General features: G+C 44.6%; 10 protein-coding genes. 9 read left to right on the top strand and 1 reads right to left on the bottom strand.

What is annotated here, in order from left to right; all coding sequences use genetic code 11:
• The first annotated feature begins 49 nt into the window (after positions 1-49).
• Together AC1RM2_RS11965 and AC1RM2_RS11960 are read left to right on the top strand one after the other, a co-directional pair.
• Entirely contained in the window at positions 50-679 is a 630-nt protein-coding gene (locus AC1RM2_RS11965; protein WP_492985311.1) for a hypothetical protein, read from the top strand.
• Positions 680-891: 212 nt separating this feature from the next.
• A complete protein-coding gene (locus AC1RM2_RS11960; protein ID WP_492985310.1) occupies positions 892-1,176 on the top strand; it encodes a hypothetical protein in 285 nt (94 codons plus the stop codon).
• Positions 1,177-1,327: 151 nt separating this feature from the next.
• Here the strand turns inward: AC1RM2_RS11960 and AC1RM2_RS11955 are convergent, their stop codons facing one another.
• The gene (locus AC1RM2_RS11955; RefSeq protein ID WP_492985309.1) at positions 1,328-3,697 is read right to left on the bottom strand and encodes an ABC transporter permease; all 2,370 of its coding nucleotides are present in this window, start codon (positions 3,695-3,697) and stop codon (positions 1,328-1,330) included.
• 309 nt (positions 3,698-4,006) lie between these two features.
• Between AC1RM2_RS11955 and AC1RM2_RS11950 the strand changes: the two genes are divergently transcribed.
• The 7 genes from AC1RM2_RS11950 (at position 4,007) to AC1RM2_RS11920 (ending at position 21,455) form a co-directional block, all read left to right on the top strand.
• Positions 4,007-5,089 (top strand): FecR family protein, encoded by a 1,083-nt coding sequence (locus AC1RM2_RS11950; RefSeq protein ID WP_492985308.1) that lies wholly within the window; start codon positions 4,007-4,009, stop codon positions 5,087-5,089.
• Positions 5,090-5,277: 188 nt separating this feature from the next.
• Positions 5,278-8,646, top strand: coding sequence for a TonB-dependent receptor (locus tag AC1RM2_RS11945; RefSeq protein ID WP_492985307.1), 3,369 nt, complete (start codon positions 5,278-5,280; stop codon positions 8,644-8,646).
• A 4-nt stretch (positions 8,647-8,650) separates the two neighbouring features.
• The gene (locus AC1RM2_RS11940; RefSeq protein WP_492985306.1) at positions 8,651-10,129 is read left to right on the top strand and encodes a RagB/SusD family nutrient uptake outer membrane protein; all 1,479 of its coding nucleotides are present in this window, start codon (positions 8,651-8,653) and stop codon (positions 10,127-10,129) included.
• Between the two features lie 360 nt (positions 10,130-10,489).
• Positions 10,490-12,688 (top strand): alpha-N-acetylglucosaminidase, encoded by a 2,199-nt coding sequence (locus AC1RM2_RS11935; protein WP_492985305.1) that lies wholly within the window; start codon positions 10,490-10,492, stop codon positions 12,686-12,688.
• A 619-nt stretch (positions 12,689-13,307) separates the two neighbouring features.
• A complete protein-coding gene (locus tag AC1RM2_RS11930) occupies positions 13,308-16,259 on the top strand; it encodes a beta-galactosidase (protein WP_492985304.1) in 2,952 nt (983 codons plus the stop codon).
• Positions 16,260-16,677: 418 nt separating this feature from the next.
• Positions 16,678-17,805, top strand: a complete 1,128-nt coding sequence (locus tag AC1RM2_RS11925; protein ID WP_492985303.1) for an acyltransferase family protein — start codon at positions 16,678-16,680, stop codon at positions 17,803-17,805.
• 2 nt (positions 17,806-17,807) lie between these two features.
• Positions 17,808-21,455 (top strand): GH92 family glycosyl hydrolase, encoded by a 3,648-nt coding sequence (locus AC1RM2_RS11920; RefSeq protein WP_492985302.1) that lies wholly within the window; start codon positions 17,808-17,810, stop codon positions 21,453-21,455.
• Positions 21,456-21,478 lie beyond the last annotated feature (23 nt).

Below are 21,478 nucleotides of genomic sequence, written 5' to 3'. Positions count from 1 at the left end.
ATTGGCAATAAACATATATTTATCGGAAATTAAAAGGCACGCCACTTACATGAATCAGTTTAACATAAAATTTCAGGACAGAATAAACAACTTTTTTGATTCAGCAACATCTGCCGGGCAAAATGCCGGGCTGTTAACCGACGTGCTTGACTATGCCAATGCCGATCCCCGCCGTTTTAAAAAAGAGATAAAAGAACTGCAATTTGGCTCCATGTTATCGTCCCCATTACCTGTTGTTTTAGAGGCCCTTGCCGTTGATACCGCGACCTGGGGCGAATTTTACGTAGATGTTTTAAAGGAGATATTTGAAAAGGCACGTGAAGTTAAAAAACCTAAGAAGGTATTGGGTTATTTAATGGAGTTTGGCTTTATCGAAAAAGATCTGTTGCCCTTTAATCAAAAAATTGTAGACATATTGATGCGGGAGGTAGAAACTGAAATTGTGGAAGTAAAAATTGCCGCTATCAATACATTGGCGAACTATATTTTAAATCCATCTATTAAGAACAAAGAACTAATTAACGCCGCCTTCATTTCCAAATTGAATGACCCAAGCTGGAAGGTTAGATGTTTTACTTATGAGCTTCTAAGGATGGAAAACATCTTACCCCAGGGGCAAAGTTTATCAATTAAGGACCAATTATTAAAACTTGTTTTCGGCTCACCATCTGCCATTTAAACATTCCTGTCATTCTGTGTGAAAAAGATGCAGCTTTTTTTACAGATGTACAGAAAGCCAAACAATCGTTACCCAACTATCCATATTTCAAATTAAAAAATATAACTAATTGATTAATAATGTATTTTTCATCGATTTGGTTTAATTTTTGTTGCATACAACGTAACAAAACACTCATTTTTTACGTCTACTTACTATAAAAACGATCTATCATGAAAAACAATAAAATAAAGCTCAATAATGCACTAACCAGCCGGGTGATAGACCTGCACGACCAGGGTTATACCGACGACTTTTTGCCCGTAAAAAATGAATTTTTTTGCCTCCAGAACAGTGAAAATTTTTCGCTTGCTGATTTAAACATACAGGTAGTTGACCAGTGTTTTGATCAGTTTAGCAACACCTATAAATACATCCATACTATCGAAACAGCTAACGGCAACAAAGGTCTGTTAATGGCCGATTTGATGTTTGCCGATATGGAAGCGGTTAGCTAATGGTTTAAAAGTGCTATGCGATATTTGCTCCAATTACATCTGTACATTCCTTTTAACGAATACCACCCGGCTTAAGCTCCATTGATAAATGATAGGGCGCGGTTTTCCTGTGCTCATAACAGGGGTATAAATTACCACACCCACCTCGATACTATTCCGATCTCAAACTTTTTACCGGGTTGGCCAACGCGGCTTTGATAGCCTGGAAGCCTACGGTAAGCAGGGTGATAATAATAACCGACATAGCCGCAATAGCAAAAACTACCGGGCCAATATCAATGCGATAAACAAAACCCTGCAGCCACCGGCTCATGGCGTACCAGGATATGGGGAAGGCGATAATTACCGCAATGGCCACCAACTTCAAAAAATCCTGCGTAAGCATAATCATGATACTGTTTACCGACGCCCCAATTACCTTGCGGATGCCTATTTCTTTTTGCCTTTTTTGCGCGGTAAAGGCCACAAGGCCAAACAGCCCCAGGCAGGAAATTAAAATAGCCAGGAACGAAAAATATTGTGCCAGTGCAGATACCCTTACTTCGGTTTCATATTGTTTCTGGTAAGCTTCATCCAAAAAGCTGTACACAAACGGGAACCCTGGGTTATAAGATTCATACAGTTGTTGAATTTTTGCAATGGTTTCTTTTTGATGATCGCCTTTGAGCCTGATCATCATTTTAAAATATGGGCTATTGCCTTGTGCCAGCAAGATAAACGATGGCCTTACCACCTCGTGTAACGATTCGAAATGATAATCTTTTACCACACCGATAACCTGGCAGGTATTACCTAAAACCTTAATGGTGTGCCCTACCGGATTTTGCAGCTGCATGGCTTTAACGGCGGTTTGGTTAAGTATAACCTTGTTGCCCTCGGCACCGTAACCCTTGTTAAACGAACGGCCGGCGGCCATTTGCATATCCATAGTCTCGATAAAGTTGAAACCGCCAAAAAAGCCTTCAAAATATACATCGCCGTTTGATTGTTTGCCATCCCAACTCAGGCCGGCGGTGCCAAAGTTGCGCCCAACCATATTGTGCTGCGTAAAGCTGGCATTTAAAACACCGGGAATACTTTTCAGTTCGGCGGCAAAGTTTTCTTCATTACCGGCAAGTTTACCTTCCGAGTCAATGCGAATCAGGTTGTCTTTGTTATAACCGGGCTTGGTATGCTGGATGTATTGAATTTGCCGGTAAACCACCAGCACCGCCACAATAAGTGCCACGGATAGGGTGAACTGAAATACTACCAGCCCCTTACGGGCGAGCAACTCGGTAAATGACGAGCTGAGCTTGCCCTTTAAAATAGCCAGCGGATTAAATTTAGATAAATACAACGCCGGGTAACTCCCCGATACCAAACCGGTAAACAGGGTAATACCTGCAAGCATCAGCACAAGCCGCGGGGTAAATCCAAGCTGTATTTGTTTACCGGTAAGCTGGTTAAACTGGGGCAGCAATGCCCAGGCTATACCTATGGCCAATATCATGGTAAATATGGCCATCAGCAACGATTCGGACAAGAACTGGGCAATCAGCTGGCCGCGTTTTGCACCTACTACTTTTTTAATGCCAACCTCTTTCATCCGGCCGGATGCCTTGGCGGTACTCAGGTTCATGAAATTGATACAGGCAATAAGTAAGATAAACACAGCAATAACCGAAAACAGTTTCACATATTCTTCGCGGCCGCCCACCCTGGCGCCATGATTAAACGTATTTTTAAGGTAGTTATCAGAAAAACGCATGGCTACGGCGCTACGCGTAGTATCACCGCTGTTCTTTTTTACAAGGGCAAATATCTTTTTGTTAAATGCAGCCAGGTTAACCCCTTTTTTCAGCATCACAAAATTATGCGGGCCGCCATTGTTCCAGGTTTTTACCCAGCCCTGCACATCGGCCAGGTAATCAAACGATAACACAAAATCAAATTGTTGGGACGAGTGTACGGGCAATTTTTCAAATACTCCCGTAACCGCAAACTCCCTGTCGTGCTGAAAACGGACGGACTTGCCTATGGCATTATCAACCGTGGTAAACAATTTTTTCGCCAGCTCGTCGGATATTACAATATTGTTTTTGGCTGCCAGCACTTTGCTGCGCTCGCCCTGCAGCATTTTAAAAGAGAAGATGTTAAAGTAATCTTTACCCACGTACTGCCCGCTGGCTTTAATGTTTTTATCACCAACCGTTAACGTGAATTTTTGCCACCAATCGGCGGGGGCCACGGCGGCGGCGTACTGCACGTCCTCGGGTACCTGGGTTTTCAGTACATCGCTTACCAGGCCCGATGATTCGTCGGTAATTTGCTGACTGCCGCCACCGGTGCGGTGTTCCATAATTTGATAAACCTGGTTATCGTTATCAAAAAATTTATCGTAACTCAATTCATCATGTACCCACAAATAAATTAACAGCGTACAAGCCAGCCCGGCCGAAAGACCAAGCACATTTAAAAAAGTAAACTGTTTATCCTTTTTTAGATTGCGGAAGGCAATCTTGATGTAGTTTTTAAACATGGTGCCGTGCTTTAGGAGTTAACAAACAGACGTTATCACCCAAATTAGCGTAAATACTATGCCTTTGTTTCAACTGTATGACTATCAGTGTTTTTTGATTTTATTTAAAGCTTTTCACTGTATCAAAAACGGACAATCTGCGTACGTTTTTGGTATGGCGTTAAAGCGGCTATTGGGCCCTTCAATTGCTGCAAAACGAGTTCATCTTAAGCCTGATAGCCACACCGTTTTTACAGCCTTAAAATTTATTTCAAATTCTTTTAGGAAAATCGCGGTTGACTGGTGTCCTTACATCAGATCGACTAAATTATGGGAAAATCAAGGTTTATTGAGCTGATGGCTAAAAGTATGGACGGATCGGCCAATAAGGAAGAGTTGGATGAACTTGAACTGTTTTTAAATCAACACCCCGGATATAAAAAAATTCAGCAGGTAACAGACGCCTTAACAGGTACACTTAATAACAACGGCGAGGTTTTGCCCACTACTATAAACAGTAAGCTGGATGAGTTATGGGTTAAAATAAAAGACACTGAAGGGACAGAGCCCGAAATTTTTGCCGACAACGTACGGTCATTTAACTGGAGGTGGATTGGCGCGGCTGCGGCTGTCGCTGTACTTGGTTTGCTGGGCTTTTTGTTTTATAACCAACAAGCCAACCAACAACTTAACTCCGCTGTAACAAAAAGAATTGATGTGCCTTTTGGTAAAATAATGCAGGTTACTTTATCAGATGGTACCCGGGTAAAGCTTAATGCGGGTAGTCATTTCGCTTATCCCTCGGTTTTTTCGGTTGGACAGCGTGAGGTTAATTTAGAAGGAGAAGGCTTTTTTGAAGTAACCAAAAATCCGAAGAAGCCATTTTTGGTGCACACCGCCGGCTTTACCGTAAAAGTTTTAGGTACCGTATTTAACGTTAGGGCTTACCGCAATGACAAAACAACCGAAACCACTTTGTTGAAAGGTAAAGTACAGGTTGAACTGGCCGACGATCCTGAAAAGAAAATCATTTTATCGCCTCACGAGAAACTGACTATTAACAGCCCTGTACAATATGCCGCCAACAAGCCGGCCAAAGCGGCTGTTGCCAAGATAAAATATGAAGTAGCCACGTTACCGGTTGTCAGCAATGATGTGTATGCAGAAAATGCCTGGATAGACCACAAAATTATGTTTGCCAATAATGATTTTGAAGACGTTGCCCGGCAAATGGAACGCAAATACAACGTAAAAATAGTGTTTGAAGAAGAGGCCCTTAAAAAGGAGCAGATAAGCGGTGTGCTTGAGAATGAAAGCCTGGATACCGCCCTGAATTTCCTGAGGCAAATTGTGCCGTTGCAATCAAAAATTGATGGCAGTACGGTTTACCTATCCTACAAGAGTAAAAAATAACAACAACCAACTAATATTAACTTAACAGCAGCACATGAAGAAAAACAATTACCTAACAGACTCCTGAAACCCATAAATAAACAAGGGAAGAGGTGCAACTCTTCCCCGCAAAAATCTGGGATTTATCATTGTGAGTAAGCGAGTTGGAACCGAGCTTACTCTATCCATTAATTTTCAAAACAAATGTAATGAAAAAAACAAGAAGGGCATTTGCCATTCCGGGTGCCCCCGTATGCCTTAAAGTTATTTTGCTAATGAAAGCAGTTTTCTTGCTAATCCTGGTTACCTGCATGCAGGTTTCGGCCAGTGTTTATTCACAACAGAAATTTACACTCAGCATTAAGCAAACCGAGGTAAGTACCATACTTGCCAAAATTCAAAAACAAAGCGATTACCGTTTCTTTTACAACTATGCCGCCATAAAAAAACTGGGCAAGGTTGATTTGGACGTTAAAAACGCTTCTATCGAACAAGTGTTGAGTTCGCTTATGGACAATAAGCTGCCCTACAAAATGGCCGATGACCACGTAGTGATCATCTCAACAGCCGAAACAACCAATGCCCTGTTGCTTGTTAAAGGTAAAGTGGTTGATGGCAAAGGCGAACCGCTCATTGGCGTAAACATCAGGCTGCAGGGTACCAACCTTGGGGTAACAACCGATATTAACGGTAACTTCGTAATAAACGCCCCGGTTAACGGTGTATTGGAGTTTAGTTATATAGGTTTCGAGAAAAAAATAGTAACCGTAACCGGCGATCAGGCCCTGTCTATCTCTCTTGTTGCTTTACCATCAGCTTTAACAGAAGTTGTTGTAGTAGGTTATGGTACCAGTAAAAAAGTAGATGTAACCGGTTCTGTAGCCAGTATTAAAGGCACCGATATTCAAAACCTGCCGGTAGCATCTGCCGCCCAGGCCTTAGATGGCCGTGCCAGTGGCGTAAATATTGTACGTAACGACGGTTCGCCGGGCGCAGCACCAAGTATCAGGATACGTGGTACGGGTACCATTAATGATGCCAATCCGCTTGTGGTTATTGATGGTGTACCTACCACTAATCCTGATGCCTTAAGTGATATTAATCCTAACGATATAGCGTCTATCGACATTTTAAAGGATGCATCTTCCAGTGCTATTTATGGTACAAGGGCTGCAAATGGTGTGGTTTTGGTGACTACCAAAAAGGGTACTTACAATCAAAAACTATCAACATCGGTTAATTTTTACAACGGTTTTCAAAATACAACCAAATACATCAAGCTGCTTACCGCTCCTGATTTGTACAAATTGAAAAGAGAGCGTTATACCAATGATGGCGCAACTATAGATGCACCGTGGACTGATACCTACTACGCCACACAACGCACCGATTGGCAACGCGCCATTATGGGTACGGGCCATGTAACCAATGGCGACGTTACTATACAGGGAGGAAACGATGCCTCCAACTATTATTTTTCACAGTCGATTTATAATGAGGATGGCATCATCGACAAAACCAATTTTAAGCGTTACAGCACCCGGGTTAATTCGGAGCATAAAATAACCTCGTGGTTAAAGCTGGGCGAAAACATTCAATTAACTTATGGCAATCAGAACGGGTTTAATAATAACGATTCGCAGACAGGGCTTATATTTTCGGCGCTCCGTTTTAACCCGGCTATACCGCTGGTAAATCCAGATGGTACTTTTGGTACATCAAAAGCTTTTGGTAATCAGTTAGGCGATATTAATAGCCCTTATGCTACTATACAGGAAACCGATAAGTACACTAAAAAGTATAGGGCGCTTGCTAATGCCTTTGCAGAGATTTCATTTTTAAAAGAATTGAAACTGCGCGTTAACTACGCGTTTGACGGCTCGTTAATACGCAACTACAACTTTAATGTTGCCGACGTTAACCAGGCCAGGCAAAACACAACATCTACCTTAACACAAAGTGAAGAGGAAATATCGTCGCAGCTGTTGGAATCTTTCCTTACTTATGATAAGGTATTCGGCAAAAGTCATATCACTTTTACTGGCGGTTATTCTTATCAGAATTTTAAAGATTATGGCTTTACCGCTAAAAGAGTTGGCTATGATGATACCGACCCCGATCAAAGAGTACTTAACCAGGGTGCCCTTCAGCTCAACTCAAATATAATACCGCAACCAACATCTCTTCAGTCGGGTTTCGCAAGGCTGTTTTATGATTACGATAGCAGGTTTTTGGCCACTGTAACTTTCCGTGCAGATGGATCTTCAAAATTTGCCCCTGGCAAACAATGGGGTTATTTCCCGGCCTTTTCATTGGGCTGGAGGTTGTCTAACGAACAATTTATTAAAAATATAACCTGGATAAGCAATCTTAAATTAACGGGAGGTTATGGTGAACTCGGGAATCAAAACGTCGATCCGTATCAATACCTAAGCTTAATTAAGATTAACAATACTTATGAAAACAATGGTTACGTTTTTGGTGGCGCGGGCGTAAGTGGCGCCGCGGTAAGCAGCATTGCCAATCCGGATATTACCTGGGAACGCACTGCCATGACCAATATAAGTCTTGATGCGGGCTTCCTGAATAACAGGTTAAACACAACTTTAACCTATTTTAATAAGGATACTAAAAAGATGCTCGTTCCGTCTTCAGAAGTAGCTACCGTAGGTAGCGTAAAAATTCCTGATAAAAACATAGCCAATATGAATAATCACGGTATTGAAGTTGATATAAATTACCAGGGTGGCGATAAAGTGAAGTATACAATTGGTGCAAACGCTTCGTTCATTAAAAACAAAGTGACCAAACTTTATGGCGCCGGCGCCTATATTGGTTCTGTTGTTTACGGACGCTCAAGCCAGGATATTTCAAGAACCTATGAAGGGCAGCCAATAGCTTCATTTTACGGATTTAAAACCAATGGGCTATACCAAACCCAGGCCGACATTGACAACGATCCGGCCCTTAAGAACGATTCGAGGAAAGGAAGTATTAAGCCGGGCGATGTTCGTTTTCTTGATATAAATGGTGATGGTTTAATTGACGGTAACGACCGTACCAACCTGGGTAACCCTAATCCAAACGTTACTGCAGGTATACAAGGTAGCTTATCGTATAAAGGCTTTGATCTGTCTGCAAGCTTTACAGGTGTATTTGGCGTAAGCTTATATAATGCCGACAGGATGCAGGGGATCGACCCGACTTATCCGTTTAACCTGTATGCCGAAGATTTGGGCCGTTGGACAGCTGCGGGTACAAGCAACACTATTCCAAGAATGTCGCTTGATCGTGCGAATGACAACTACCGCACCTCCGATCTGTTTGTGGAAAGCGGCAACTATTTCAGCCTTAAAAATGCCACGTTAGGTTATACTTTGCCGTTAACATGGTCTAAAAAAGCTGCGTTAAAAAGTGTAAGGCTGTACGCCTCTGGTCAAAATGTTTTTATCATAACCAAATACAAAGGCTATACGCCGGAATTAGGTTATACAGATGGCAACAAACAAAGAGGGGTTGATGTGGCCCAATACCCATCAGTAAGGACAATCACATTCGGTTTAACAGTTAAATTATAAGATCATGAAATCGAACAAAATATTATATATAGTAATCACACTGGCTTTATTCAGCAGCGCCTGTAAGAAAGCGCTTGATCTGAAGCAGCAAGGAGTTTATACTTCCGATAACTATTTCAGGAACGAGGTTGACGCGGTTAACGCCGTTAATGGAATATACAGCCTTTTAGAAGAAGAAGATTACATTGGACACGCCGAAGCAACGTTCGATACCCCATCTGACGATTACTGGCGCTCTGGTGATCATGGTGAAGACGAAGGTATAGAAAATTTAACGTACGATGCTTCAAACGCGGCTATCAGGTATCCTTATAAATGGAGGTACGAAGAGATTAACCGCTCTACCAATTGTATCATCAATATCCCTAAAATCACTGCAATTTCTGCCGATGTTAAAAACCGCAGCATGGGCGAGGCCTATTTTTTAAGAGCCTTTGGTTACTGGCGAATGATGATCATTCATGGCGATGCGCCAATCATCACCGATGAAGATTATGCTAAACAATTATTTAACGTGCCTAAATCGCCGATTGAAGAAGTTCGTAAACAAATAGAAAGCGATTTACTAAAAGCTGTTAACCTGTTGCCCGAAAGTTACGATCCCTCAAATCGTGGCAGAGTAAGCAAAGGCGCCGCGTTGGGCCTGCTAACCAAACTGTACATGTACTGGGAAAAGCTCCCCGAAGCAATTGCAACGGGCCAAAAGGTAATTTCAAACCCGCATTATGCATTGGCTGCCAATTATGCCGATAACTTTACCCGTGCAAATGAAAACAGTACCGAGTTGCTGTTCTCTATCCAGGCTTTGCAAAACGTGGTACAAAACGACTTTACGGTTTATTATATCCCAAGGCCTTGGGGTGGTTACGGCTTTAGCCAGCCATTACAGGGCCTTGCAAACGAGTTTGAGTCCAATGACCCGCGTAAGGCAGCAACATTATTAACTGTTGGCGATAAGGTTGATCTGGGCGATGGTAATGGTTTAACTACTTTTACTGCCGATCTGTCGGCAACCGGGTTTGCTTTTAAAAAGTATGCCGTATTTAATACCGCAGCCGATGGTGGTGGTGTAGATCATACCTTCGCGGTGCCGTTAATGCGGTCGGCAGATATTTACCTGTTGGTTGCCGAAGCGCTTATCCGTACGCAGGGTGCCGGTGCAGGTGATGCGTTGATAAACCAGGTGCGCCGCCGGGCATCAACATTGTTGCCGCCGGTTGTAGGTGCAGGCATGACACAACTTATTCACGAGCGCCGTGTTGAACTTGCCGGCGAAGACCAGCGTCACCAGGATTTGATGCGCTGGGACAAGAAAAACATTGTTGATATTGCAGCCATATACAACAAGGCAGTTTCAAAAGCGCCTATCGACCAATCTAAAACAGTTACGTTTGTTCGCCCTAAAAATTATTATTTCCCGCTGCCACAGGTAGAAATTGATAAGAGTAAAGGCGTTTTGGTACAAAATCCAAACTTTAAGTAAAATGATCTATTAAATGCCGGTAGCCAGCAATAATTTGTTAAGTCAATTTGTGTTGGTCACCGGCATTTTTATTTATTTAAACAGAGTACGATTTAAACAGAGTACGATGCGTACCGCTCTTTTTAAAACAAAAAAATGTCATTTCGATTGAGCGGCGCAGGAATGGGCAATGGGGCGAAAGAGAAATCTTATACGCCCTGCATAGATTGATTTGTCGGATTGCAAGGCGTACAAGATTTCTCCTCGTACCTCGTTCGAAATGACAATAGTTTTATGAAATTAGAATTTAGAAGACGTGTACAGTAATCGTTTTAAGAAAGCTTGAAAGGGCTTATTTATTTTAGAAAGCAAGGCATATCAATGAGAAAGTGGTTGTTTATTTTTATAGGAGTCGCATGCGGCTTAAATGCCAATGCGCAGGTTGATCAGCAGGCATCCATCAGCTTTATAAACCGGGTAATTCCAGGCAGGGCAAGCGCTTTTGTAATTGAAGCTATCCCGCAGGATAACAATAAAGATGCGTTTGAGCTGGATAGCCGCGATGGTAAAATAGTTTTACGTGGTAACAATGGGCTATCTGTAGCTGCAGCTTTAAATTATTACCTTAAAACCTATTGCTTTTGCGATATAGGCTGGAATGGTACCAATTTAAACCTGCCTGCAAATTTGCCTGCGGTTACAGCCAAAATACATAAAACCACGCCGTATCAATACCGCTATTACCTTAACTATTGCACATTTAACTATACCATGGCCTGGTGGGACTGGGCCCGCTGGCAAAAGGAAATTGACTGGATGGCACTCAACGGTATCAACATGCCGCTGGCCATTACCGGCGAAGAAGCCGTTTGGCAGGATGTATACAAAAGCATGGGCTTTACCGATAAAGAACTGGACGCATTTTTTTGCGGACCGGCTTATTTCTCCTGGTTTTGGATGGGCAACATTGATGCCTGGGGTGGCCCGCTGCCGCAGCACTGGATGGATAGCCACCGCGCTTTGCAAAAAAAGGTACTGGAACGCGAACGTTCATTCGGGATGAAACCCGTATTGTCGTCATTTACCGGGCATGTGCCTCCATCGTTTAAAGACAGGTTTCCGAAGGCAAAAGTTAAAAAAACCAACTGGGATGCCGGTTTTCCGGATGTATATATCCTCGACCCCGATGATGAACTTTTTGAAACCATCGGCAAAAAATATATCGAAGCGCAAACCAAAGAGTTTGGTACCGATCACCTGTACTCGGCCGATACTTTTAACGAGAATGTGCCGCCTACCAATGATTCAACCTACCTGGATGGCATGAGCAAAAAAGTATTCCGCTCCATGACCGCTGCCGACCCAAAAGCGGTTTGGGTGATGCAGGGCTGGATGTTTCATTACAACAATAAATTCTGGCAGCCGCAACAAATAAAAGCCTTGCTAAACGCGGTACCTAACGACCAGATGATTGTACTTGATTTGTACAGCGATTCGCACCCGGTATGGAACCGTACCGAAGCCTACTATGGTAAGCCCTGGATTTGGAGTATGCTGCAAAACTTTGGAGGTAACATCAGCCTGTTTGGCCGCATGCGCCACGTAGCTGCCGACCCTGCCATTGCCCTGCACGATCCTGAGTCAAAAAACATGATAGGCATAGGGGTTACCCCGGAAGGCATTGAGCAAAACCCGGCGCTGTTTGCATTAATGCTGGAGAATGTTTGGCGCGATACACCGATTGATGCCGATGCCTGGGTAAATAATTATGCCCACAGGCGCTACGGGCAAACCAATGCCAACGCATCCGAAGCGTGGCATATATTACTGAACACGGTTTACAGCAGCGGCCTGAGCGAGGGCGGTCCCGAATCAATCATTGTGGCCAGGCCAACCATGCAGAAAACTATCGACAGGGTTTTAACCAAACTGAGCTATGATCCCCTAAAGCTGGCCAAAGCCTGGCAGCTATTGGTAAACGCCGCCGATAGCCTGAAACAAAGCGATGGCTATCAGTACGATGTAATTGATGTAACCCGGCAGGTGCTGGCTAACTACGCATCGCCATTGCAGCAAAAAATGGCATCGGCCTATAAAAGCGGCGATAAGGAAGCCTTTACAAAATACAGTACCGCCTTTTTACAGCTCATGGATGATATGGACGATTTGCTGAGCACCCGTAAAGATTTTTTACTGGGTAAATGGATTAACGAAGCCAGGGCCAATGGTATTACCGATAAAGAACGGAACCTGTATGAACTGAACGCCCGCGACCTGGTAACCCTTTGGGGCGATAAAGAAAGCGGATTGAGTGAGTACTCCAACCGGCAATGGGCAGGCTTAATAAAAGGCTATTACAAACAACGCTGGGAGCTATACTTTAGCCAGCTAAACAAAGCCATGACCACAGGCGCCGCCTTTGATGCCAAAGCGTTTGATACCCAGGTAAAAAACTGGGAATGGCAATGGGTAAACAAACACGATAACGCTTATACCGATGTTGCCAAAGGCGATGGGGTACAAAAGGCGAAAGCGCTGTTTGCAAAGTATAATAATTTGGTGTTGCAGGCGACGTATTAACGTGCCCCCTCTAAATCTCCCCCGGTAGGGGAGACTTTTTCACCGCGGTCTGTGTCCTCACAGACCGCGGTTCCGAATGTTTTCGGTTAGGGGTGGCCCAACGATGTATTGGGAAAATGCCTGTGAGGAAACAGGCATTGGGGAAAGGGCATGACGGCGACGACTCACCCCGACGAGGCTACGCCCGTCTGCCCCTCTCTCCGACTGCGTCGCATAGAGGGGCGAGAAAATAAAAAATTGGGGTTTACCCTCTATGCGGCGTAAGCCGGAGAGAGGGTCGGCCAGCGCAGCGTAGCCGGGGTGAGTCTTAGCCAGCGTTCAAAGCCGAGCGTACCAACGAAAATGCCTGTGGGGACACAGTCATCGGGAAAAGAAATGAAAACTGTCATCCTGAGGGACGAAGGATCTATTCGCGAACTTTTCTATCGGTCATGCACAGCTGATAGATCCTTCGTTCCTCAGGATGACAGGAAAATAGGATATGTCATGGGCGTTACGAAGGATCTATTCGCAAACTGTTCTATTAGTCATGCAGGGCGGTAAATAGATCCTTCGTTCCTCAGGATGACAGAAAGGAAAATCGTAGTCACAACAACAAAATACATTGAATCATAAACACATGATCAAAAGCACATACCTCTTTATAACAAGCCTGATTTGCTTTGCATTCGGTACAACTATAAAAGCCCAGGATAGTAACGACCACATCTTCCCTCCATCCACCTCCGCCAAACCTTATATCGACTTTGACAGGAAGGGATTTTTGATAAATGGCAAACGCACGTTCATCGTATCAGCAGGGTTAGAGTATGCCCGCATTCCTCACCAGCTTTGGCACGACAGGTTGCTGCGCATCAAACGTGCGGGTTTTAACTGTATCGAGATATACACCATCTGGAATTTTCATGAAGCCCAGGAAGGCAAATTTGATTTCACCGGCGACCGTGACCTTAACCAATTTTTAAAGGAAGTAAACGCCCTGGGCCTATACGCCATTGTACGCGTAGGCCCGTATTACTGTGCCGAATGGGATAACGGAGGCTACCCCATCTGGCTTAAGTTTAAAAAAGGTTTGAGGGTAAGGGAAAATAATCCGCAGTTTGAAAAATATGTCGACAGGTTTTTTGATCGCCTGTTACCTATCGTATTCAGCCAGCAAATTAATAAGGGCGGCCCGGTAATACTGGTGCAGCTGGAAAACGAGCACCCAAAAGGCTGGGGAACTATTATGCCCGATGGCTATTTTAAACATTTGCAAACCAAGGCGCTGAGTATGGGCCTGCAGGTGCCTTACTTTTTTAGCGGCCTGCACCACGCCAGCGATCCGGCAGGAGATGGCAAACTGGACGACGCTGCAAGGCCAAATCCTTGGTTTTCTACCGAGTTTTGGAGCGTATGGTATTCGCAATACGGCGCCAAGCCGGGCGACGACCAGCTTTATGATAGGCGCACCTGGAAAATCATCGCCAACGGCGGCAATGGGTATAACTATTACATGGCACACGGCGGATCGAACTTTGGGTACACTAATAACGACGAAGACGCGGCATCATACGATTACGGCGCAGCTATTGGCCAGGCAGGCGATTTAAGGCCAATATACTATGCCTTTAAACGGGCTGCCTGGTTTAGCCGTAGTTTTGAAGAGGTGCTGGAAAATAGCGTAAACAACAGTGACGCTTACAGCAATATAGTTTCGGAGCCTGCCTTAAAAGTGAGCGCACGTAGAAGCCCAGCCGGTGCGATTATATTTTTGGATAACACGGGACAGCAACCCATAACCACATCATTGGATATTGCTGATAAAAACCTGACTGATAAAAAGGTAAGCGTTTTGCCCGGCGAGATATATCCCTTAGTCCATAACTATAAACTGACAGATGAGGCTACCCTCAATTGGGCGCTGACAAGGGTGTTTGCCATTGTAAGACAGGGTAATACCACTACGGTTATTACGGATGCCGAAGTCGGATCGCCCTTGTCTTTATATTTTAAAACCCAGGGCAAGGCATCAACAGAAAACCCAAATGTAAAAATCAATGGCGAAAATGTAAGCATCAACCTAACTATGCCCTCCATTACCCAGCCATTAGCGTATAGCTTTAAAGCCGGTACGCAAACCATCCGTGTGCTGGCCATGAACAGGCAGCTAACAGATAAAACCTATATCGATAAACCGCACAATACCCCCTACATTATATGTGGTGCGGATTATGTAGGAAAAATTGATATTAATGATCAGCCTTTTACCGCTGATATAGAGCAGCCATTATTAAAAGATAAAAAAGACCCGGTTTGGATTTACGCGGCTCAAAAAACGGTGCTTTTAAACCAGATTCCATCAATAACAGTCAATCAACCCAAAACAATAGCACTCAGCAATTGGGAATTTAAAAATGCATCGGGTGCGTCTGCCGTAAATTATAACGCGGATAAATGGCTATCCTCAAAGAACCCTGTACCGATGGGTGCCGACGGCGATGTAACGGCCGATGCCTGGTACCGTACTACAATTACCACCCCGGTTTCTGGCAAATATACCTTGCAGGTAAAAGGCGGCGGCAGGGGGCAGGCTTTTGTTGATGGTAAGCCTGCTGCCCAATGGAAACTGAAAGATGGAGAGCTAACCCTCGACCTAAAAAAAGGCAAACATACCCTCGCCATTTTTGCGGCACACGATGGAAGGGACAAACTGGCCGCTTACCTTGGGCCGATTGACGAGGTAGATAGTAAAGGGGTGTTTGGTCCGGCGCTGATTAAAAAAGGAGGTCCGTTTATCAGCGAGTTAAGCAACTGGTATTTTGCCAGGGCCAATAAAATAAGCGATGTTAAACAAGGACCACCAACGTTTGATACCACTGTATTTAAACCCTATAAAATAAACACCGATGTTTTTAATTTAAAGGAGGGATACGGCTGGTTTACCACAATTATACCGCAACAGCCCGCAGGCACATCAAAAATAACGCTGCAGTTTAAAAGTGTGGATGAAAATGCGACCATATTCATCAATGGCAAACAGGTGTTTAAACACGATGGCTGGAACCAACCTTTTGAAGTGAATATAACCGATGCCAGTACTTTAACAGCACCTATACGGCTTGTTGTATTTATAGAAAACTACTCCAACGAAGGCGGCATCGATCAGCCTGTAAAAATTAATGCCATTGGCGATGCGCCGGCCGTAACCGGCTGGAAAATGAAAGGCGGCCCCGGCGATGCCTTGGCAGTAAAGGGCTGGCAAAAATTTACCGGCAAGGTTAAAACCAATGCCCCCTCGTTTTATCGATCTACGTTTACTATACCACAGGCAAAAGGAAAAACCTTTATCTGGCGGTTTGAGCCAAAGGGGCTGGGGCATGGCTCGGTATGGGTTAACGGGCATAACATTGGGCGGTACCCGGAGAAGATACCCATTATCAGTTTATACATTCCCGAATGCTGGCTAAAAACAGGCCCGAATCAATTGGTGATTTATGACGAGGAGGGCAAGCAGCCCGGTGATACACTGATAGTGGCCGAACAGGAAGCAGGCCGCACTATAACACAAACAAATACAGATATTAAATAATCAATGAGTATTCGTTATTTGGTTTTAAATTCCCCTCTTGAGAGCTACTGTGTGTACACATCTTTAAAACAAAAGAAAATGTCATTTCGAACGAGGTACGAGGAGAAATCCTATACGCCATGCATTCAACCACGCAAATTTGCAAGCATGACGTATAGGATTTCTCCTCACGCCAACACTCAAAGCCCACCCCAGTTCGTTCGAAATGACATTTTTCTATTTATTGATAAGTTTCCGAAAGATGTGTACACACAGTAGCTCTTGAGAGGGGGCGGGCAGGAATGGTGTAATGGCAGGGGTGTGTTTGAACGCGCGATAACACACCCCTGCCCCTCTCGAGAGGGGAACCCATTGCACCGGGCCTTTTTGAACCAAATAACGTATAGTCAATAAACGTATAGTCAATAAATAATAAAACATGGCAATAACTACCGAAAGGTTTACAGCATTAGATATTTTTAGGGGGATGACCATCTGTTTCATGATCATCGTAAACGCCCCCGGTTCGGGCGCGGATGTATGGACACCGCTCGACCACGCCCCATGGATAGGTTTCACACCAACCGACCTTGTTTTTCCGTCGTTCCTGTTTGCGGTGGGCAACGCCTTAAGTTTCTCTAAAAAGAAATTTGAGTCGGACACCGCCTTTATCAGCAAAATATTTAAACGTACGGTTATCATCTTTTTATTGGGTTACCTCATGTACTGGTTCCCGTTCTTCCATCGCGTTGCCGATGGCTGGGCTTTTAACCCGCTAAGCCATACCCGCATCATGGGCGTGTTGCAGCGCATAGCCTTATGTTACTTTTTTGGCGCATTGATTGTGCATTATTGCTCTCAAAAAACAGCGGTTATCATATCGGGTTTATTGCTGATTGGCTACTGGCTGTTTTTAATGCTATTTGGCGAGGCAGGAAAGGAGTATACCATGCTGGGCAATGCCGGTACCAAACTGGACATTGTGTTATTAGGCAACGATCACTTATACCACGACAAAGGCGGCCCCATAGCTTTTGATCCCGAAGGTTTACTAAGCACACTAACCGGGATAGTAAATGTGATAGGCGGCTTTTTAGCCGGCGCGTTCATCCAGCGTAAAGGTAAAACTTACGAAACCGTGGCCAAGCTCATGATGCTTGGCGGGTTGCTTATTGTATCGGCTTTGTTCCTTGGCCAGTTTTTCCCGATAGCCAAAAAACTGTGGACAAGCACATTTTCGCTCCTCACCATCGGTATCGACCTTACCATATTAGGCCTGCTGATATTTGTTATCGAAATAGAAAAAGTAAAACGCGGCACCAACTTTTTCCTTATCCTGGGCCGTAATTCCTTAGCCATTTACCTGCTGTCGGAATTGCTGCTTACCGTTTTTCAAACCATATGGGTAGCCCCCAAACTGAGTTTTTACGATTGGATAAACCAGGTTTTTTACCAGCGGATATTCCCCGGCGCACTGGGCACACTGGTATTTGCCATTTGCTACATGATGCTGTGCTGGCTGGTAGCTTATGTATTGGATAAAAGGAAGATATACATTAAAATATAATAATGTTAAAAGTCTTAGGATCTTATTGGAGAATGGTATTATACGTGGATAGAATGTCTATTCTACCGTCATTGCGAGGCACGAGGCAATCCCGGACTTTACAGGACTCGCTTGCAAATCCGTTTCGCATATTGGGGATTAGGCGTTACTTTTCAATGAACTTTGTTGTTATACACAAATTTCTGCTTGAACGCTGGCCACGACTCACCCCGGCTACGCTGCGCTGGCCGACCCTCTCTCCGGCTGAAGCCGCAAAGAGGGTGCATCTCATTTTTTTATTTTTTTTCGCCCCTCTATGCGACGCAGTCGGAGAGAGGGGCAGACGGGCGCAGCCTCGTCGGGGTGAGTCGACTCGCCGCCGTGCTTTTAGCAACATCATTTCCCATTTCAGCGTTCTGCGAATTTTACAACTCGTAACTTTCATTTTAACGCTCTTCCTTACCCAAACCACCTCAGCCCAACACACCAACCACCTGCCCTATGTAAACCCTTTTATCGGCACTGCCCAAAGCAATGTGCTCACTAAATGGGGCAGCGAAGGAGGTACTTATCCCGGAGCTGTTGCACCATCCGGCTTTATACAGTTAAGCCCCGAAACCAGGTTTGGAAAGGGCTACAATTATGGTGACAGCACCATTTGTTATTTCAGTTGTTTCAGGCATATGAGCGGCTTTCCACAGGGTTCAGGCGGCGGGTTTTATGTGATGCCCGTTAACGCGGCAGGTGAGTTTGAGCCGCAGAAATACAGCCGGAAGTTTTCGCATAACCACGAAACCGCAAGTCCCGGCTACTACAAGGTGATGTTTGACGATGACCATAGCACCGCTGAAGCCATAGCGACAACCAGGGCAGGGATGTTCCGGTTTACGTTTACCGCAGGTTCATCTCCGCAGATATTCATCGGCGAAGCCGGGGAGATCGGTATCATATCCCCAAATGTAATCCGGGCCTCAAACGGTAATATGGTCATCAACTTTACCGAAGCGTTAACCTCAAAAAAGCAGGTTAAAGGCGGTTGGGTATTCAGTTTTGCAGCTGCGGTAGACGGGCCCAAAACTATCGGGCTTAAACTAAGCGCTTCGGCCGTTGGTTATGCAAGTGCCCAAAAAAATATCGATAAGGAAATTGGTGCATCGTCTTTTGATCAGCTGCGTAAACTTACTGCTGATGAGTGGCAGAAAAAACTGGCTGTTGTTGACGTAACCGACAGCAACCAACAAAATAAAACCGTTTTTTATACGGCCCTGTATCATTCGCTTTTAATCCCCTGGGTTATTGACGATGCGGATGGTAATTATCGGGGTTATGATGATAAAATCCATCAAAAAACAGGTGCTCACCAATATGGCGCTTTTTCGCCCTGGGATACTTTCCGCTCATTGCACCCTTTGCTTACGCTGCTTTACCCGGATAAGCAGCAGGATGTAATTTTATCTATGCTGGATATTTATAAACAAACCGGACACCTGCCAACCGAATCGATGACGGGTAACCATGCTATACCCATTATTGTGGATAGCTACCTGAAAGGGATTACCGGTTTTGATAAGCAACTGGCTTATACGGCCATGAAGAAAAGCGTATTGGAACCGCCCTTCATTCAGCCTGACATGGAGATCTATCATCAAAAAGGTTATATCCCCTTTACCCGGTCCGAGTCGGTTACCCGCACGGTTGAGTATGCTTATGACGATTGGGCTTTATCGCAATTTGCCAAAAATGTTGTTCATAGTGACGAAGACTACCGGCTTTTGGCAAACCGCGGCTACAGCTACCGCAATCTTTTAAATAACGATCAGCTATTGCTATTGCCCCGCAACGATAATGAGTTTAAGCTGCAGCCGGGCATGTCGGGCTATAAAGAAGGGGATAAGTGGGTGTATTCCTACTTCGTTCCGCATAACACTAAGGATCTTATTAACCTTACCGGTGGTAACAAACAGTTTGCGAGCCGGCTTGATTCGGCGCTTAGCAATAATGTGATCCTGTTTGATAACGAAACCGTATTTCATTTGCCTTACCTGTTTAACCAGGCAGGCAAACCAGCTTCAACCCAAAAATGGTTAAAGCAAATTATGCTGCATCGTTTTAGCAACAGCCCCGGCGGCCTGCCCGGTAATGACGACCTGGGCTCAACATCCAGTTGGTATGTTTTTAGCGCTATGGGCATTTACCCGGTTTGCCCCGGCAGGCCTTACTACGCTATCGGCATGCCCTTGTTTAAATCTGTTACGCTGCATTTGCCAAACGGAAAACAGTTTACTGTAAATAGCAATGTTTCAGATGCAAAAGGTTACGTAAAGGCCTTAACCGTTAACAGCAAACCCTGGCAACAGCTAATCCTGCCGCATTCGGTATTAACAGCCGGTGGTTCGATGGTTTTTGATTTAACGGATAAGGCAGGCAATTGGCCAAAGGATAACAACCCCATTGAGTTATCGGAAACAAAAGAGGGCCCTGGCTTTAAAATAATGAGTTGCTCAGTTTCAAAAAACAGGGTTGCGCCCGATGAGCCTTTTACCGTTCATTTTTCAATCAGCAACAAAGGGACTACCGGCGTTAAAATTGTTTCGCTACTGGTAAATGGCAAACCGTATGCTCACAAAAACTGTATGGTAGTTTTGGACGGTATCCAAAAAGATTCGCTGGTATGCCGGCTTTACCCTATCGGGAAAACGGAACTTAAATTGGAGGGGCTGCCTCCGGTTATGGTTGATGTAAAACTGCCGCCAAATCCCCCGGTGCATCCCTTTAAAATTACCGGGCTTACCGCCACCCTAATGCTTAAGGTAAATGAGCCGCAGCAACTCGCTTATACCATCAAGAATATTGGCGGCGTAAAACAAACTTTTAATGTCCCCATAACCAAAAACGACTCCTTAATTTTTACCGATACCATTGTTTTGCAACCCGGCGAAAAAAAGGTGATCGGGCATGTACTGGCGGGTGCATCAAAAGGGTTCCAAAGGGTATCCGCAGGTGATCAAAAGGTGCTTTACAAGGTGTATCAGGACAACACAGAATCACTTTTGCTTGATCTTTCTCCCATAGATTATTCGGACGGTAGTTCGGTAAAAGACAACTCCGGATTTCAGCATAACGGGCAAATAGTTATTGCCGGAAAGGCAAAAATCGTTGGCAGGCTCGGGTTTAATGAGCATACTTTTGTTGAGGTTCCCAGCACTCCCGCCCTTGATAATATGGGCGAATCCATCACCATGATGGGCTGGGTATACCCCACCGGGAACGAAAAAGGATTGGTTGATATGATAACCAAAGGCGATAGTCATGTGCTACAGGTAGCTGACCATCAAGCGCTTACTTTTTTTGCCGGCGGCTGGGGGCGTGGCGATTGCACCGTTAACCTGCCCGCCAGCTGGAATAACCAATGGCATCACATTGCCGGGGTTTGCACCGGTAAAACGCTCTACCTGTATATTGACGGCGTGCTGGCGGGCACTACCGTAGTGGAAACGGCTGTAAACCTGTCGGTTAGTAACAGGTGGACTTTAGGCAGAAATGAGGAGTTTCCCTCTGAAAGGATTTTTCATGGATATATGGATAAGGTAAAAGTATACCAGGCCGCCTTAAGCGCTGATGAAGTGTTGCAGATAGTAAAAAATGAAAAACCAGCGGAAGGGGGCAATTGATTATGTTGCCAACAGGCACAAAT

The sequence above is a fragment of the Mucilaginibacter sp. GW822-FHT03E02 genome (assembly GCF_058801545.1).
The sequence above is the reverse complement of the archived record's forward strand: the minus strand, read 5'-3'. Positions and strand labels throughout refer to the sequence as shown.

Coding starts and splice junctions, on each gene's coding strand:
- AC1RM2_RS11950 (WP_492985308.1), top strand. CDS start 4,007: ATGGGAAAATCAAGGTTTATTGAGCTGATGGCTAAAAGTATGGACGGA.
- AC1RM2_RS11930 (WP_492985304.1), top strand. CDS start 13,308: ATGATCAAAAGCACATACCTCTTTATAACAAGCCTGATTTGCTTTGCA.
- AC1RM2_RS11945 (WP_492985307.1), top strand. CDS start 5,278: ATGAAAAAAACAAGAAGGGCATTTGCCATTCCGGGTGCCCCCGTATGC.
- AC1RM2_RS11920 (WP_492985302.1), top strand. CDS start 17,808: ATGTTAAAAGTCTTAGGATCTTATTGGAGAATGGTATTATACGTGGAT.
- AC1RM2_RS11940 (WP_492985306.1), top strand. CDS start 8,651: ATGAAATCGAACAAAATATTATATATAGTAATCACACTGGCTTTATTC.
- AC1RM2_RS11925 (WP_492985303.1), top strand. CDS start 16,678: ATGGCAATAACTACCGAAAGGTTTACAGCATTAGATATTTTTAGGGGG.
- AC1RM2_RS11960 (WP_492985310.1), top strand. CDS start 892: ATGAAAAACAATAAAATAAAGCTCAATAATGCACTAACCAGCCGGGTG.
- AC1RM2_RS11955 (WP_492985309.1), bottom strand. CDS start 3,697: ATGTTTAAAAACTACATCAAGATTGCCTTCCGCAATCTAAAAAAGGAT.
- AC1RM2_RS11965 (WP_492985311.1), top strand. CDS start 50: ATGAATCAGTTTAACATAAAATTTCAGGACAGAATAAACAACTTTTTT.
- AC1RM2_RS11935 (WP_492985305.1), top strand. CDS start 10,490: ATGAGAAAGTGGTTGTTTATTTTTATAGGAGTCGCATGCGGCTTAAAT.